Source organism: Alteromonas sp. ABH4_452, from assembly GCF_056311825.1.
In genome coordinates this window covers 1,277,643-1,293,600 of sequence record NZ_CM149973.1, presented here as the reverse complement: position 1 = coordinate 1,293,600, position 15,958 = coordinate 1,277,643, and the positions used below count along the sequence as shown (strand labels likewise).

Sequence of the window (15,958 nt, the reverse complement as noted above, 5' to 3'; positions counted from 1 at the left end):
GCGCCTCTCCGTGTGTAGAGGCGTTTTTTTTGGCTTTCTATTAGTGGTGGTTGAGGGTTTGAAGGGTTAGTTTTTCTTATCGCTGCTTTGAGCTTTAAAGGTCGGCTGTAGACAAACAACGGACCTTCGTCGTAACTCCTAAGTGCATTGCCGAACGTATTATCATGCGGTTAATATTGGCTATCTAGTGATTAAGTGCTTCCAGAGCGTGCTTAGGATCAGCATCTAAGATCTTAAGCAAAGCACGAGCAGGACCTGTTGGATGGCGTCGGCCTTGTTCCCAATTCTCTAGTGTGCGTTTGCTCACACCCAAAACGTCAGCAAAACGGGCTTGTGTTAACCCCGTTTTTGCGCGAATGGCTTTTACTTCAGGCTCAGCAAATTCGGTTAAACGGGAAGGCTTTGCCTTACCTTTGATGATATCGTCTGCCTGAGATACACTCTCTATCAATTGTTCAAACATGTCACCATTCATTCTGACCACCTCACTACGATCTTCTTCAGCGCTTTAAGCTGAGTATCTGTCAAATTATCCTGCACATTTTTTGGGTATGCCAACAGCATATAAAGTTGGTCGTTGTCGGTCATCCAATAATAGATAACTCTAGCTCCACCACTCTTTCCCCTTCCTTCCAGCGCCCAGCGTACCTTTCTAAGACCACCACTATTTTTAATTAATGAGCCTCTATCTGGCCTGCTAACAAGTGCTTCCTGCAAGTCTTTGTATTCATCATCATTCATTAGCTCTTTTATGAGTTTGGTGAATATGGGTGTTTCAATAATAACCATACGTTAACTATAACACTAACACCAAAATACGCCAGTGGCGTATGCGGATATTTAAAACTCAACTAATCTTTTCCCCAAAAGTAACAAATCACATCTCGTAGAAGTATGGACAATATCCTTAACTCTCAAGGCATCATTGTAAGCATCTAACGTATCGATCAAGATTGGTTAAATCTCTTAAGCTGGGAGCAGAACTTGAGTATCGTTCAGTTACTTTTTTATTTCTTCCCACCTAAGAGTATTCATCTAGATTCTGAAATAGACAAACAACGGACATTCAGGAGTCTCCGCTCTTGGTTCCGATAAGTGCCATTTGCAGATCGTCGAAATCCTGTTGCTGGACGACCCCTTTGACGTAAACCCGACCTTAGCGCAATGAATTTTTCGCTTTAAAGATCAGTAGACTTGGCAAGTTTACAATTGTTAGCAATACAACCACATACCTATAATCTTGTGCAACTGCTTACACTAATTTATTTGGAAGGTTTTGCGCCATTCACTTGGGGAGACTCCAAACTTTTGTTTGAAATGATGGCGGAGGCTTACTACAGATTGAAATCCTGAAAGCTGAGAAATTTGTTCTATATTCTGGGTTGTTTGCTCTAACAAAGTCTGACAAAGACGGAGACGTTGTACTAATATCCACTGCCCCACGCTCTGGCCTGTTAGTGCGCGGAAATGCCTTGTAAATGTTCTGCGGCTCATTCCTAAACGGCTAGCTAATACGTTAATTGTATAAGGCGCCGTAAGATCTAATAGAATTTCGTCCATTAATTCGGCCAATTTGAAGTCAGTAACTTTGTCCAGAACTGGTAACTCAATAAACTGCGACTGATTCCCTGTACGTTGTGGAGCTGTCACCATTAATCTTGCAATACGATTAGAAGCCTCTAATCCTGAATATTCCCTAATTAACTGTAAACAGCAATCAATAGCTGCGGCAGTTCCTGCTGAGGTTACGACATTATCTTGCTGATGGTAAAGTGTATCTGACTGCACATTTAGTTGAGGAAAACGTTGCTGTAAGTCTTCTGCGTAAGCCCAGTGAGTAGTAACAATCTTATCATCCAACACACCTGCTGCTGCCAAAACGTAAGCACCTAAGCACAGACCAACCAACAATGCACCTTTTTGCCTTGCATGTTGGATTGCTGATATTAATTTATCAGATGGTTTTAAATCGGGGTTTGGCCAACTAGGAATAATTACAATGTCAGAATTGGCCAGTGTCTCTAAATCGTATTGAGGTACTAGTTGAAAGCCAGTGCTACAGGTCACTGCAAAGGCTTCTTCACTACACACTTTTAGGTTGAAATCTGATAAACCAATCATTTTAGGCGCGTCACAGAAAGCTATGCAAGGTACAGAGAGGTGAAATGGACTTATTTGCTCAAAAGCTAGTACTGCAACCTGTTTGGTTTTTTCCACGATCTTAACCATCTTTTGGATCACTTAGTTGATTGATGGCCCAATCTTATCGAAATATGGCAACTGGGTCACTGTTGAGTCGTAACAAAAGTTCATACAATTTCAGATGAATTATCTTAACTATTTACCGATTTAGAGGTTTAAAATGTCTGAACCTGTGATTAAACTTGAACGTCCTCGGGTTGAAGAGCTATTCCAACCATACAAGGATTTGATTGGGGGTGATTACCTTGGTTATCGTAATCATGTTTACCGTACGATTACCTATGCGATGTACTTTCTGAACAATAATCCAGAGTTCGAGCAATTGATTGAAACAGTCTTTGTTTATCACGACATTGGTCTTTGGACTGACCATGAATTGGCTTATTTGGAGCCGTCTGAGGCAATTGCTTTGCGCGATAACGAGAAGTATGGGTGGGGCTTAGACCCTGAGTTACTGCAAGGAGCGATTCATTGGCATCACAAGATTTTTTCTTACAAGGGCCCTCACCAAAAAGTTATAGAAGCTTGCAGAAAAGCTGACTGGGTTGATGCTTCGAAAGGTATGCTTCGAAAAGGTATTGATAAAGCTATCATTAAAGAAGTTGAAGAAACTTTCCCCAATCACGGATTTCACGACACACTGTTGCGTCTTGCAAAAGATTATGGTGGGTCTACTATCATTGGAGGGATAAAAGTAACGCGAGGTATAGTTAAGTGGTAGTTATCTAAAGTTGGCTCTTAAAGTGGGTTCCCCTACACATCGCAGCTAGAAGTTACCATTTAATTTGCATAAGTAGTAGCTTTGAAAATCATGACGATGACTAATCATTGCAAAAACATTCAAGGTTAGAGCTTCCGCAATTTGTCTTCAGCAGACCATCGCATTGGCTATGGTGACGATCTGCTACTCGCTCATAGCTGAAGCTTGAAAGCTAAGTTACGAAGGTCCGGAATACGTACACAACAGACCGCCAGATTTAATTTAGCTTTCACCGGAAGTGTGTAACCTAAGGTTAAGACAGCATGTGCAAATAGTCTGAGTTAACGAGGCCGAATCAATCCGCCCGCTTGATTTTCTCTATCCGCTTTTCAAAACTTGGGTGTGAACTCAACCAACTGTGCTGGTCGTCTGTCTCAGCAGCTAACTTCTCAAAAATGCTAATCATTCCTGTATTATCACCATACATTTCATTCATTTTTTCGTTAGCATAAAAGTCGGCTTCAAATTCGGCTTGTTGAGAGTAACCTTGATTTAGCCCAAGTATTGCGCCCTGCATTATTATGTCTGAAACCGCAGAGACATCGCCAAATACTATAGTCAAGCTAACGAAAACAATAGAAGAACCCACCAGAGACTCCATAACATGATTATGTCTAACGTGACCAATTTCATGAAGCATGACTGCGCTCAGTTCTTGCGGATTTTCAGAAAGAGTCACCATACTGTCAGTAATAATAATTGTGCCGTTTGCCAACGCCATAGCGTTTACTTTTCCACTCCACTGTCTGAATTCAAGCTTGTAATCTCGATTGCCGTGTGTGTCTTCCTTGAGTAATGATTTGAAGAGAGCCCGTATTTCTTCTTGCTCTGACAGGCTTAATTGAGAAGCTTTGAACTCTGAGTTATCTAATTCTTGTAAGCTACTTTCGTCAATAACTTGATAGATCTGATCGGGTAACGACTCGGATATTCTTTCCGAAAAATAGGGCACACCTTTGGTGTAAAACTGATATCCACTAAGCAACACAATGATTATTGTGGCCGCGAAAATTAAAAACCATTGTGCTCGTTTAGACGTTTGAGATTGGTTGATTCTGCTTTGAATTATTAAGCTCATCTAATATTTCTCGCATCACATCAATGTTGTATTGCCTAACTATCTTTTGGCTATTAAATAATTGAGGTAATTCGACAACACATACGAAAATTATCAATACCCAACCATGATAGGGAATTAGTGCAAGACCAATTAGCATTAATACTAAATTCACGACACCGCGAGCTACTTTGCCCAGATAGAAATGATGCAAACCAGCTGCAAAAAAATAGTTAAGTACAGCGTAAGTGTCAGGATCTTTGACCAGTTGCTCTTCAAGCTGGTAATACTGCTTTCTTAATTCAAGACTAAGTTGTGCAACCTTGCTTCTAAGTGTTTCTTCTTGCTCTCTGAATGCTAAATCGTCCATGACGTTACCTTAACGGATCTGGTTTTACCGTAATACAATCAGGATCATTACACCTTCGGATACGAGAATAACCGAGATAAATGCCTTTCATTACACCGTACTTTTCGATTGCTTGGTGCGTGTATTCGGAACACGTTGGAGTAAAGTTACAGCTTATATTGAAATGAGCTTGGGAACCGCCATTCGCTTGGTATCGGCGAATGGCTGAAAGTGCAACGCTTTTAAACACGTTTACGGCCGAGAGTTAAAATAACAGCTTCTCGGCTCCAGAATAATAAAAATCTTTTATTTTCGATAACTTGGAAAACAAGCTGCCAGCCATCTTGCGCTTCCATATTAAGCGTTGCTTCAAGCTTTTTGAGAGGCAATCCACTGGAACCAAGTAATAGTGTTCCACAACCGCCTTCTACCACGTGAATTACTTTGTATTCATCATATTGAGTCATAACATCTTCCCTGAATTTTTATAATTAACAAAGAATTACCATATAACAATCGAAATAGAGCGGCAATAGTTAAATATCTACCGAGCTAAATATTTGTGGATTGACTTATTTTGGTCTTCATAATGCACTCTTGCTTGATAAAAAGGTATACGCTTTTATTTTTACGCCTTATCAAACGTCTCGCGCAGTGCTTTGGCGCCACTTAACATAAAACCGTGGTCAGAACCTAATAAGAACAGAGAAACGCCTTTTTCTTTCCAGTAGGCGAGCTCTCCTAAATTACCCACGAACATGCCCGTAGCTTTACCTGCCTTGTGGCTTACTTCAACTAAGTGTTCAACCGCTTGTTTAACTTTTGGGGCGTCTGCGCTGGTTTCGCCTAGCGCTACGGTTAAATCCATTCGACCTATAAACAAGCAATCGACACCGTCAACGTGTGCAATGGCTTCTATGTTGTCGATTGCGTCTAAATCTTCAAGCTGGGCAACAATACTAACGTTTTTGCCCGCCTCTAAATTTTCACTCAATGGCTTTGTTGTGTAGCCTGCAAATCGGCTCGAACCTGCATAGCCTCTTCCACCTGCACCGTAGTGGCAATGCCTGACGATAGCACTTAACTGTTCCGCCGTTTTCACATGTGGCACAACCACACCGTCTGCGCCCATATCCAGCACATTTAGCAGTGTTTCTGGGGCATCGTTTGGTGTTCTTACTAGAACAGGCATGTTCCCCGCCCTTGCCGCAAGAATGCAGGTGTCTAAATCCTGTCTTGAAAATGGTGCATGCTCAGCATCTAAACACAATACATCCATGCTAGCGTGCGCCAAAACTTCAATTACATTGTAATGGGGCGTTTTTATGAACGTACCCAAAAGGCTTTGCTTGTTTTTAAGCGCTTGTTTCAGCATGTGCTGCACCTCCGAAAAAGTTATATAAATGCAGGTTCACTTTTGCGCTTTGCTCAAGCATTGCGAAATGCCCCGCGTCTTCAATCAGCACCAATTCGCTATTTGCGGCCAGGTTATGCATTCTTTGCTGCTCTGATGGCGGGCAAAGCACATCGTTGCAACCGCCAATTATCAGCATTGGATGTGCGCAATTAGCTAACAGTTCGCTAGCGTCCGGGCGTGTTGCAAGAATTTCGAGCTGGGCTTTATAGCGCTCAATTCCCGTATCCTGCGCCATCTGTGCAATTAATTTCATTAATGCTTCATTGGGCTTATGCAGATAGACGGCGCTAAATTTATCGTGAATAAGCGTGTCTAGGCCATGCGAAACGGCATAAATTAAATGCTCGCTCCTGGCTGATCGCCCTTGGGGTTTGTCTGCATGCGCATTGCTATCTAGCAATGCTATTTTTTCAATTCGCTCGGGAACGCGCGCTAAAAGTTCAAACGCCACCATACCGCCCATTGAAAAGCCGCAAATGCTGAATGGCTCGCCTTCATCAAAAAGACGTAACGCATGACTGGCAACATCGCTCAGGTTGTCATGCTGGTCATACTCTAAGGTAATGCACTGATGACCAGCATTGGTTAAGGTCGTTATTTGGTTGGTAAAAACGTTTCCGTTACAAAGGGTTCCGGGTATAAATAATAGTTTACTCATTATCTCTTGGCGCAGCGGCCACTGAGTTTCCTTCAATGAGCTTGCCCGGCCAGTAACGTGTCTCTGGCGGTATATCAGGGCTCTCAATTAAGTTAACCAAGGTTTCTACTGCTGCTTTTGTCATAAAATAGGTTGGCTGACTTACGGTAGTCAGCTGGTAGCTGTGCCACGAAGAAGCACTGATACCATCAAACCCAACAACTGAAATATCTTCAGGTACCCGCAAATTCAGGTTTTCCCGTATTTCGTCAATGGCACCAATTGCCATTGTGTCGTTGGCACAAATAATTGCAGTAGGAAGCGCATTTTTCTCGGCATAAGCACTTAAGCACTCTCTCGCCGAGTCATAGCTGTAGTCGCCATAAACCACGTTGGTGTCGGTAAACCCATGAGATAATAAGGCATTCCTTGCTCCACTTAACCTTGCGCGGGCCACATCAGAATCTTTTGGGCCAGCCATAATTAAGAAGTGCTGGTGATGATGGTTAACTAGAATATCCACCAACATGCGAAGGCCTTGGTCATGGTTACAACATACCGAGCTTACACTGTGATCAGGAAGCTCACGGTTATACAACACCACTGGAATATTGTGTTTAGCAAACTGCGTGACACTGTCGGGTTCGAAGTGCGCTGTAAGCGCAACTACGCCGTCGACCTGGTATGCTAATATTTGCTCAATAACCGTTTCTAGCTGCTCTGCGTCATCAAGTGTGAATAACAGCACCCGCTTGTTTTTCTCAGCGATGTGTTTATTTAGCTGTGCCAATACTTCAGGGAAGTTCACATTAGCTCGCGATGAAATAATTACCGCAATCATGCCCGTGCTTTGGTTTATCAACATGCGTGCAATGGCGTTAGGTTTGTAGCCTAACTCTTCTGCGGCTTTTAGCACTTTTTCACGGGTTTTCTTAGATACGCTAACGCCCGGGCGATATACCCGCGACACTGCCGACTGAGAGACTCCTGCTGCATGGGCAACGTCATATGACGTCACCCTATTTTTTTTATTCAATTATTTTTTTCCGTAACGACGTAATCGAATGTCAGCCTGTTCTTTGTGACCTGCAAAACCTTCAATTGCACATAAACGTGAACAATACTCGCCAACCATCACTGAGGCTTCTTCCGTAACACGCTGGTATGTACAGGTTTTTAAGAATTTACCAACCCATAGACCTCCAGTATAACGACCTGCGCCCTTCGTGGGTAGGGTGTGGTTTGTACCAATACATTTGTCGCCGTAAGACACATTGGTTTCAGGGCCTAAAAACAGTGCTCCGAAGTTACGCATGTTCTTTTGAAAGTACGGCACGTCTTTCGTCATAATTTGAACGTGCTCAAATGCTAGGTCGTTAGCGACCTCTAACATTTCATCATAGGTGTCGCATACAATGACTTCACCGTAATCTCGCCATGCGACAGAGGCCACATCTGCAGTAGGTAAAATAGTTAACTGGCGCTCTACTTCGGCCATAGTATCTTTACCCAGTTGCTCGCTGTTGGTAAGCAATACGGCTGGAGAATTAAGCCCATGCTCAGCCTGCCCGAGCAAATCCGCCGCACATAATTCGCCATCAACACTGTCGTCAGCAATAACTAACGTTTCTGTTGGACCCGCAAAAAGATCAATACCAATGCGCCCGAACAATTGGCGTTTTGCTTCGGCCACAAAGGCATTGCCCGGCCCAACAATCATACTTACCGGTTCAATAGTATCAGTGCCCACAGCCATAGCGGCAATCGCCTGTACACCACCAAAGGTATATATTTCATCAGCACCGGCTAAGTCCATCGCTACAATTACCGCTGGTGCGGGTTTACCCTGAAACGGAGGAGTAGCAGCAATAACCCGTTTCACACCAGCCACCTTTGCCGTAACAATGCTCATGTGTGCTGAAGCCACCAGCGGATACTTACCACCGGGTACATAACAACCCACACTATCTACCGGAATATTTTTGTGACCAAGCACTACACCGGGCAGCGTTTCAACTTCAACGTCTTTCATTGACTCACGCTGAATGGTCGCAAAGTTTCGAACTTGTTCCTGCGCCCATTTGATATCGCTAATCTCTTGTTCGGTTAACTGCTCATAACATGCGTCAATTTCTTCACGACTCAACCTAAAAGACTCCGGAGTCCATTTATCAAACTGACCAGAATATTGCGAAACAGCTTCGTCTCCACGTTTTTCAATATCGCTAATTATATTTTCAACTATTTCTTTAACTTTCTGATTATCAATTGCTTTTTCTTCAGCCTGCTTGCCTTGCTTCAAGTACTTGATCACGGTCTATTCCTCTACAAAGGTGAATGAGATGTTACATTAATCGAACAAATATTTATCTTGATCTTCACCAAAAATTACATAAGAATGACTTCGAATGCAATTATTATTTTGAGGTGACATGTGGCTTTCTCTCATGACCTATTAAAAGACAAGGCAATTTTGGTTACAGGTGCGGGTAAAGGTATTGGTAAAGCATGTGCTTTATTGGCTGACGCATGTGGTGCAAATGTTATTGCTGTGGCGCGAACCGAAAGTGACCTTGTGGCGCTAAAGAACGAGAGTTCAGAAAGGCTTAGCTTTTGGGTGGGAGATGTTCAAGATAAAGCGCTTCATGAAAAGATCCAAGCACTTCCCTTTCTTCACGGATTAATCAATAACGCCGGGACGAACCGTGTTGCGCCAATGCAAGAACAGAGCGATGAGAATATTGACGATATTTTGAATTTAAATATTCGCTCAGCATACAAAGTTGCGCAGGCTGCCATTACGCCAATGCTTAAAAGTCAGTCTCCATCCATTGTTCACATGTCATCACAAATGGGCTTTGTGGGCTCTCCAGGCCGCACGCTTTATTGCTTAAGCAAACACGCAATTGAAGGCTTAACGAAAGCCATGGCTGTGGAACTGGCGCCGAATAATATTCGCGTCAATAGCGTAGCGCCAACGTTTATTAAAACACCAATGACCGAGCCCATGCTTGAAGAGCCAGCGTTCGCTGAAATGGTGATGAACAACATTCCCTTACAACGCTTAGGCAGCGTCGAAGACGTTGCTAACGCGTGCATATTTCTACTTAGTGAATTGTCTATGACCACCACGGGTAGTTGTCTTAAAGTCGATGGCGGTTGGACCGCCCATTAAATACGAGGTATCACTGTGTCAGTATTATCCGAGCGTTTAGTCCGCTATGAAGAATTAATCCCATGCCGCAACGCGTTTATCGATACGCGCTCGCCAGGCAGTGATCAAAAAGAGAACTTCACCATAATTGGTCCAGGTGTCGCCGAAAACCCTGACCAACATGTTCACATTGCTATTCCGCACGGCTTTAACATTGGCGGAGCTCGTCAGCCTCCCGGCTGCCTTAACTCGCAGCATAGCCACCTAACCGAAGAGGTATTTGTTGTGTCTCAAGGTAGCTGGCACTTTACTACGGGTGTTGAAGGCAACGATGCCGTAGTGCGTATGGAAGAAGGCGACATTATTTCTATTCCTATGGATTTGTTTCGCGGTTTTGAAAATGTAGGCGACGGCACGGGATACCTTTACGCAGTATTGGGACGAGACGATCCAGGTCGTGTACTTTGGGCTCCTCAAGTTTTTGATATGGCCAGCGACTACGGGCTTGTCTTGCTCGAAAACGGTGGTTTAGTTGATACTACTCTGGGACAAAAAATTCCTGAAGGCGTTGCGCCTATGCCAAAAACATCGGCAGAACAAATAGCGCAACACCGCGTAATTGATGATGAAGCGTTAGAGCAGTGCGTGGTGCGTTTAGCTGATTTCCCGTTTAGCAACAACACGGCATTAACCCAAGGAACAGAAGTTTTGGAAGCACCGCTTATCGGCCCTGCCAGTGCGGATGAAAAGCTTGGTGAAACAAAGCTAAACTGGTCTCATGGATTCTGCGTTCGCGCCCTTAAATTCAAGCCGGGTGCTTTTATTACTGCGCACAAACGCTTCGAGGAAGAAGTAGTATATGTACAAGACGGCTGCATCAAAATGCTTGTTGACGGCGAAGCGCTCATTCTTAATAAAGGCGATACATTTACCACACCTATTGGCGCAGCTCGCAGTTTTGCCCAGCAAGGTGATGAGGTAGCATTAATTTATGTGACCCGACGTGGTGACACAGCCAAAGCCCCAGAATTTATTGATTAGAGGCAAATGCGATGTCTACTTTTTCAAATATTGCACTAAAAAAAGCGTTTCTTCCTTTTCGAGAAACACAGTACGACTTTGACCTCGAGAAGCTAAAAACGCTGGGCGATACCCTTTTTTCACAGGATGCCGCCATTAAGTTTTGTGTGCCTTTTGATGACATGACAGGCCACCGCGAAATGCTAGATAAGGTGTATGCGCCACTGCTGGAGTCTGTCCCCGATCTTGAGCGCCGCGATACCATAATTATGGTTGGCGAGGACGACAAACAATTGCGCTGGTTAGGTTGCTGTGGTTATTACACTGGGCGTCTTGAAAAGCCTTGGTTAGACATCCCTGCGACTGGCGATCAAATTCATATGCGCTTTCATGAATTTTATCGTTTTGAAGGCGACACCATAGTGGAAGTTCAAGCCATTTGGGACTTGCCTGAAGTCATGATGCAGGCAAAGTGCTGGCCGTTTAGTCCAAGCTTAGGTACCGAGTGGCATGTGCCGGGGCCAACAACCCAAGACGGAATACACTTGTTTGAAGAAGACAAGTCGCTTACCGCACAGAGCCATCAGCTTGTACTTGATATGCTAAATAGTTTAGGGAAATTCGCCGAAGGCGGTGTTGCTGCCATGAACCTAGACAAATACTGGCATCCTAAATCAAACTGGTATGGCCCATCTGGTATTGGTTTTGGGCGCGGTATTCAAGGCTTTCGCAATACCCATCAAGAAGCGTTTTTAAACGGTATGCCTAACCGCGTGGGCGACCCCGCAAACGGCCATTTGTTCTCCGAAAATAATTATGTGGGATTCACTGGCTGGCCTGGCATGAGCATGACCATTTCAGGCGATGGCTGGCTTGGCATTGTGCCAAACGATAAGCCCATCACTATGCGCAGCTTAGATTTTTGGCGCAATGAGAACGGCATGATACGCGAGAACTGGGTGCTAATAGATTTACTTCACGTATACCGTCAGCTTGGTGTTGATGTATTCGCCCGAGTTAAACAGTTGACCCGTAACAAGTATCGATAACTCCCGTTAAAGATGCTTTTTGCCCCGTATTACTACTGCGTAATACGGGGCTTTTTTATGGGTTTACCTCAATCCTATAAACTCTCTAAATCAAATGCGCCTTGCTTTGAGAGCTTTTCGTTCAATGGCTTCACTTCTTCACCAAACAGGGTTTCTAGCTGCACTTTATACTGCTGCCACTTTGACTCTAAGTCTTCCAACCGTTTTAGTGCACCAGCTTGTGCAGGTGCCCCTGTTCTGTCGAAGTTATCCATCAAGAAGCGGACTTGTCTGTCGAGCATATTCGGCCAGTTAATGTCGTCTTCGAAAGTTTGATGTTTTGGCTGAATGACCAACGCTTCCCAGTCGTCGATTGCACTAACAATGCGCTCGATTGAAGCCGACACATCGCTTGCCAGCATTACGTTATCTTCAGACACACCGTTTAATTGCGCTCTAACATCACGGGATTTTTGCAGGTGTGCAAACAAATCATTCAGTAAAGTTTCTGTAGCCTGAATGCTCTTTTCAACTACTTGAAGCTGCGCTTTATCTGCTTCTTCCCTTGGGTCTGGAAGTACTTTAAATGTGCGGGTTTGTGCCTGTTCACCTACTGTGATTTTCGCTTTGTAGTCTCCAGGCATAACACGGGCGCCGTTCCAACCACCAAACAGTTTTACGTTTTCGATGCAGTTCAACGGCTCACGTCGAAGATCCCATACAAATTCGTTGTAACCCGCTTTTGTTGCAGGGTGTTTAAATTTGATAGGGCTGCGAACGTCTTCGTTACCCTTCGCGCATTTCTCAAATGCACTAGGTGCAGATGATAGTGTGCGAACCAGCTCGTTATCGGCATTAAATATATCAATGCGTAGCGTCTGCTCTTCTTCTAACGCATCTTTCAGGTAATAACGGAAGGTAGCGCCACGTGGTGGGTTTTTCGCTTGAGGCTGGTCAGTCATGCCACCGCCAGATAGCAAGCGAATGCCATCTACGGGTTCAAACTGAAACAGCGCTTCGCCATCTAGCGACTTATGCACTTCACGTAGCGGACTCATGTCATCTAATATCCAAAAGCCTCGCCCTTGGGTTGCAATGACCAGATCATCACCTTTTACCTGCATATCGGTAATTGCAACAGGCGGCAGGTTTAAGTCTAGTTCTTGCCAATGTTTACCGTCGTCGAAACTAATAAACATGCCGCTTTCTGTACCCGCGAACAGCATGCCTTCGCGCTCTGTATCTTCACGCACTACACGAACAAAGGCGTCCTCTGGTAGGCCTTCGTCAATACGCTTCCAGCGCTTGCCGTAGTTGTCGGTTTTGTAAATGTAAGGCGTGTAGTCATTTAATTTATAGCCTGCTACCGCAACGTAAGCCCTGCCTTGTGCGTGAGGGCTAAGCTCTATGGCATTGACCTGCGCTTCTTTTTTGTGAGGAGTAATATCTTTCCAGTTTTCACCCTCATCGCGGGTAATATGTAGCTTGCCGTCATCGGCCCCCACCCAGAGTTCACCTTTGTTAACCGCTGATTCTGCAATATAGAAAACCGTATTGTAGTATTCAGCCCCAGCTTGCTCGTTGGTAATGGGGCCGCCGTTCAAGCCTTGCTTTTCAGGCTCGTTACGGGTTAAGTCTGGGCTAATTTCCTGCCAGTTCACACCACGGTCGGTGGTTTTTAAAATCATCTGCGTGCCGTAATAGACTGTGTCAGGATCATGCTTTGATACTATCACTGGGGCATTCCAGTTGGTGCGATACTTTTGATCTCGTGCGTTTCTGCCAAACACATATTCAGGGTATGGCATTATGGGGCGCGTAAGCCCGGTGTCGCGGTTATACTCTGTTAGCGTGCCATTGATGGTAGTGGCGTAAATAAGGGTTGGATCGTCTGGGTTAAACGCAATATGCGCACTCTCGCCGCCGCCAACAGAAAACTGATCTTCTATTCCCATACCGTCGCCCCAGGTTTCAGACGGGGTCGCCATGGTCGTGTTATCTTGCTGCCCGCCATAAACATAGTAAGGGTTTAAGTTGTCGGTAGTTACACGATAAAACTGCGCTGTTGGCTGATTGTAAATGCTTGACCAAGATTCACCACCGTCGAAGGTAACGGTTGCGCCACCGTCATTAGCGTTGATCATGTTTAAGCTGTTTTCTGGGTTTATCCACATATCGTGGGTATCACCGTGGGGCAAAGATTTAATTTCGAAGGTTTTGCCACCATCAATAGATTTATGCAGCTGCACATTCATCACATACAGGGTATTTTCGTCGTTAGGGTCAACTTTGATGTGGTTGTAGTACCACGCACGGGCTTTAAGAATATTGTCGCCGTTCATTAACGACCAAGACTTACCCGCATCGTCACTGCGATATAGGCCACCTTCATCCGCCTCGATAATGGCGTAGAGGCGCTTAGGGTTAGATGCGGCAATATCAACACCCACTTTACCGATAAGCTTAGGTAACCCTTTTTCTAGCTTGTCCCAGCTTTCGCCGCCGTCTGTTGACTTATAAAGGCCGCCACCCTCACCGCCTGACTTAATAAACCAAGGCGTTCTGCCGTGATGCCACATACTGGCATAGAGAATTCTCGGGTTAGTAGGGTCGATAGCTAAGTCGGCAGCGCCCGTATCAGCATTAACTTTCAATACATGCTGCCATGTTTCGCCGCCGTCTGTCGTTTTGAAAATGCCGCGCTCTTCATTCGGCCTCCAGATATTACCTTGTACCGCCGCCCAAGCTATATCAGGGTTAGTGGGGTGTATGCGAATTTTAGGTATTTGACCCCGTTTATCTAAACCCACCAGCTTCCAGGTTTCACCGCCGTCTGTAGATTTATAAACACCTTTTCCGTGGCTAGTGGTTACGCCTCGAATAGGGCCTTCACCCGTACCTACATAAATAACGTTAGGGTCTGAAGGCGCAATCGCGATAGCGCCGATACTGCCTACTTTAAATGTTTTATCGGATATGACTTTCCAGGATAAACCCGCGTTTTCGGTTTTCCAAACACCGCCACCTGCGGTGCCCATAAAATAAAGGTTGGTATTACCTTCAACCCCAGTAACCGCCACAGAGCGCCCACCGCGATAAGGCCCAATAAAGCGATACTCCATTTTATCGAAAAGTTCGGGGTTAACCGTATCTTCAAGTGCGAATGCAGAATGCGAGAAACTAGAAAGTGCGCTTACGCAAATAGCAAAAGCGGCCACCATTTTCCGAGAAACCAGTCTCTGTGAAACCATAGAAAGTGCCTTGTCGTGTTTTTATTTTTAATAAGAAGAGCTTCTTATACTGCTTTGTTACAGACGTTATGGCAAAAGTTTTTGTAGTGAACATGTTTACACTTATTAGAAACGAGGAACCTAAGCTTCTCTACTCTTATGGTAAATCAGAAGTAGGAAATCCTCTTATAGTGTGCACGCTTTAACTGGGCTATAGATAGAAAAAGACTAATAAAAGCAACCACTGAGAAGTTTCAATATGGATTATTACGTTTATATACTGTTTGATACCAAGACCAACGATGTTTTCTACGTAGGGAAAGGTAAAGGCTTTAGAATCGATCATCATGAAAATGACACTATCGATAGTGAGAAAACTGCTAAAATTAAAGAGTTACAGGAGACTGAGCGTTTCGGCAAACGTGTTGTGGGCCGATACCATACAGAGAGCGAAGCCCATGCTGTTGAAACTGTGCTTATAAAGTGGGTTTACGGCTTTGATAACCTTACGAATAAAGTGCATGGCCGTTATTCTGCGCTAATACGAACAATAGGTAATTACGAAACGATCCCAGGTATTGATGTGGAGTACACACCTAGCCTCAACGACGGTTCGTTCACTAAAGCTCAGCAAGAAAAGTTTGTGAAAAACAACATTGAAGCCAAGCTTGAGTCAATCAAAGAGAATATCGAGCCTCTGCTTGAAGATACTGAATATTCAGTAAGTGAAATTATCGGTAAGTCACCTGCTGACACTGGTTTATGGATAAATAACCCTGCGATAGACATTTCGATTAGGCTAAAACTACCATTAGCTGGAAGAACGATCAGCCCAGAGTTTGTAAGCACAAATACAGATAAAGAATCGAAGACGCGCTTTGCACAGGCCATGGCCCCACTAAAAGTAAATAATGGCAGTGTAGGCAGCTACATTGGGTTGCAGAATTATCTTGAGCGAGCTGGGATTAAAAAAGATATTGAGGTACGCCCAAGAGCTGATGATATTAATGAGATCTTCCATGTCGTAACATTCATGATGGAACAACTTCAAACGAAATATAGTTAGACAATTGAGATAGGCAGGTCCATCGATTTAACTAGTAT

The 15,958-nt window shown here is 44.3% G+C and carries 17 protein-coding genes; 5 read left to right on the top strand and 12 right to left on the bottom strand.

Features of this window, described 5'->3' with window-relative positions:
• Positions 1 to 184: 184 nt before the first annotated feature.
• From nadS to ACYX4N_RS05530, 3 genes are all read right to left on the bottom strand, one after another.
• Entirely contained in the window at positions 185 to 475 is a 291-nt protein-coding gene (nadS, locus tag ACYX4N_RS05540; protein ID WP_476055875.1) for a NadS family protein, read from the bottom strand.
• Positions 472 to 789, bottom strand: coding sequence for a type II toxin-antitoxin system RelE/ParE family toxin (locus ACYX4N_RS05535; protein ID WP_476055874.1), 318 nt, complete (start codon positions 787 to 789; stop codon positions 472 to 474). Before ACYX4N_RS05535 ends, nadS begins: the two co-directional genes overlap by 4 nt.
• 468 nt (positions 790 to 1,257) lie before the next feature.
• Positions 1,258 to 2,217 carry a GlxA family transcriptional regulator gene (locus tag ACYX4N_RS05530; RefSeq protein WP_476055873.1) on the bottom strand — a complete coding sequence of 320 codons (960 nt, stop codon included), beginning with the start codon at positions 2,215 to 2,217 and terminating at the stop codon, positions 1,258 to 1,260.
• 145 nt (positions 2,218 to 2,362) lie between these two features.
• On the opposite strand from ACYX4N_RS05530, the gene ACYX4N_RS05525 reads away from it, so the two are divergent.
• Positions 2,363 to 2,923, top strand: coding sequence for a hypothetical protein (locus tag ACYX4N_RS05525; protein ID WP_476055872.1), 561 nt, complete (start codon positions 2,363 to 2,365; stop codon positions 2,921 to 2,923).
• A gap of 334 nt (positions 2,924 to 3,257) precedes the next feature.
• Here the strand turns inward: ACYX4N_RS05525 and ACYX4N_RS05520 are convergent, their stop codons facing one another.
• From ACYX4N_RS05520 to hisD, 8 genes are all read right to left on the bottom strand, one after another.
• A complete protein-coding gene (locus ACYX4N_RS05520; protein WP_476055871.1) occupies positions 3,258 to 4,040 on the bottom strand; it encodes a M48 family metallopeptidase in 783 nt (260 codons plus the stop codon).
• The gene (locus ACYX4N_RS05515) at positions 3,994 to 4,389 is read right to left on the bottom strand and encodes a TM2 domain-containing protein (protein ID WP_476055870.1); all 396 of its coding nucleotides are present in this window, start codon (positions 4,387 to 4,389) and stop codon (positions 3,994 to 3,996) included. Before ACYX4N_RS05515 ends, ACYX4N_RS05520 begins: the two co-directional genes overlap by 47 nt.
• Positions 4,390 to 4,393: 4 nt before the next feature.
• Entirely contained in the window at positions 4,394 to 4,618 is a 225-nt protein-coding gene (gene yidD, locus ACYX4N_RS05510; protein ID WP_476055869.1) for a membrane protein insertion efficiency factor YidD, read from the bottom strand.
• Entirely contained in the window at positions 4,611 to 4,835 is a 225-nt protein-coding gene (locus ACYX4N_RS05505; RefSeq protein WP_025254191.1) for a DUF4177 domain-containing protein, read from the bottom strand. The genes yidD and ACYX4N_RS05505 overlap by 8 nt, the downstream gene beginning before the upstream one ends.
• A 161-nt stretch (positions 4,836 to 4,996) precedes the next feature.
• Positions 4,997 to 5,743 (bottom strand): HpcH/HpaI aldolase family protein, encoded by a 747-nt coding sequence (locus ACYX4N_RS05500; protein ID WP_476055868.1) that lies wholly within the window; start codon positions 5,741 to 5,743, stop codon positions 4,997 to 4,999.
• Positions 5,724 to 6,443 (bottom strand): alpha/beta fold hydrolase, encoded by a 720-nt coding sequence (locus ACYX4N_RS05495; RefSeq protein ID WP_476055867.1) that lies wholly within the window; start codon positions 6,441 to 6,443, stop codon positions 5,724 to 5,726. The genes ACYX4N_RS05500 and ACYX4N_RS05495 overlap by 20 nt, the downstream gene beginning before the upstream one ends.
• A complete protein-coding gene (locus ACYX4N_RS05490; protein WP_014950649.1) occupies positions 6,436 to 7,458 on the bottom strand; it encodes a LacI family DNA-binding transcriptional regulator in 1,023 nt (340 codons plus the stop codon). Before ACYX4N_RS05490 ends, ACYX4N_RS05495 begins: the two co-directional genes overlap by 8 nt.
• Positions 7,459 to 8,736 (bottom strand): histidinol dehydrogenase, encoded by a 1,278-nt coding sequence (gene hisD / locus ACYX4N_RS05485; protein WP_039235455.1) that lies wholly within the window; start codon positions 8,734 to 8,736, stop codon positions 7,459 to 7,461.
• A gap of 120 nt (positions 8,737 to 8,856) precedes the next feature.
• On the opposite strand from hisD, the gene ACYX4N_RS05480 reads away from it, so the two are divergent.
• From ACYX4N_RS05480 to ACYX4N_RS05470, 3 genes are read left to right on the top strand one after another with little or no spacing between them, the layout of a single operon-like run.
• Entirely contained in the window at positions 8,857 to 9,597 is a 741-nt protein-coding gene (locus ACYX4N_RS05480; RefSeq protein WP_476055866.1) for an SDR family NAD(P)-dependent oxidoreductase, read from the top strand.
• 15 nt (positions 9,598 to 9,612) lie between these two features.
• Positions 9,613 to 10,617, top strand: a complete 1,005-nt coding sequence (locus ACYX4N_RS05475) for a cupin domain-containing protein (RefSeq protein ID WP_476055865.1) — start codon at positions 9,613 to 9,615, stop codon at positions 10,615 to 10,617.
• A gap of 11 nt (positions 10,618 to 10,628) precedes the next feature.
• A complete protein-coding gene (locus ACYX4N_RS05470; RefSeq protein ID WP_476055864.1) occupies positions 10,629 to 11,645 on the top strand; it encodes an ester cyclase in 1,017 nt (338 codons plus the stop codon).
• A 74-nt stretch (positions 11,646 to 11,719) separates the two neighbouring features.
• Here the strand turns inward: ACYX4N_RS05470 and ACYX4N_RS05465 are convergent, their stop codons facing one another.
• A complete protein-coding gene (locus ACYX4N_RS05465; RefSeq protein ID WP_476055863.1) occupies positions 11,720 to 14,875 on the bottom strand; it encodes a WD40/YVTN/BNR-like repeat-containing protein in 3,156 nt (1,051 codons plus the stop codon).
• Positions 14,876 to 15,113: 238 nt separating this feature from the next.
• Here ACYX4N_RS05465 and ACYX4N_RS05460 point away from each other — a divergent pair, with 238 nt between their 5' ends.
• Complete coding sequence (locus tag ACYX4N_RS05460; RefSeq protein WP_476055862.1) at positions 15,114 to 15,920, top strand: LEM-3-like GIY-YIG domain-containing protein; 807 nt, start codon at positions 15,114 to 15,116, stop codon at positions 15,918 to 15,920.
• Positions 15,921 to 15,958 lie beyond the last annotated feature (38 nt).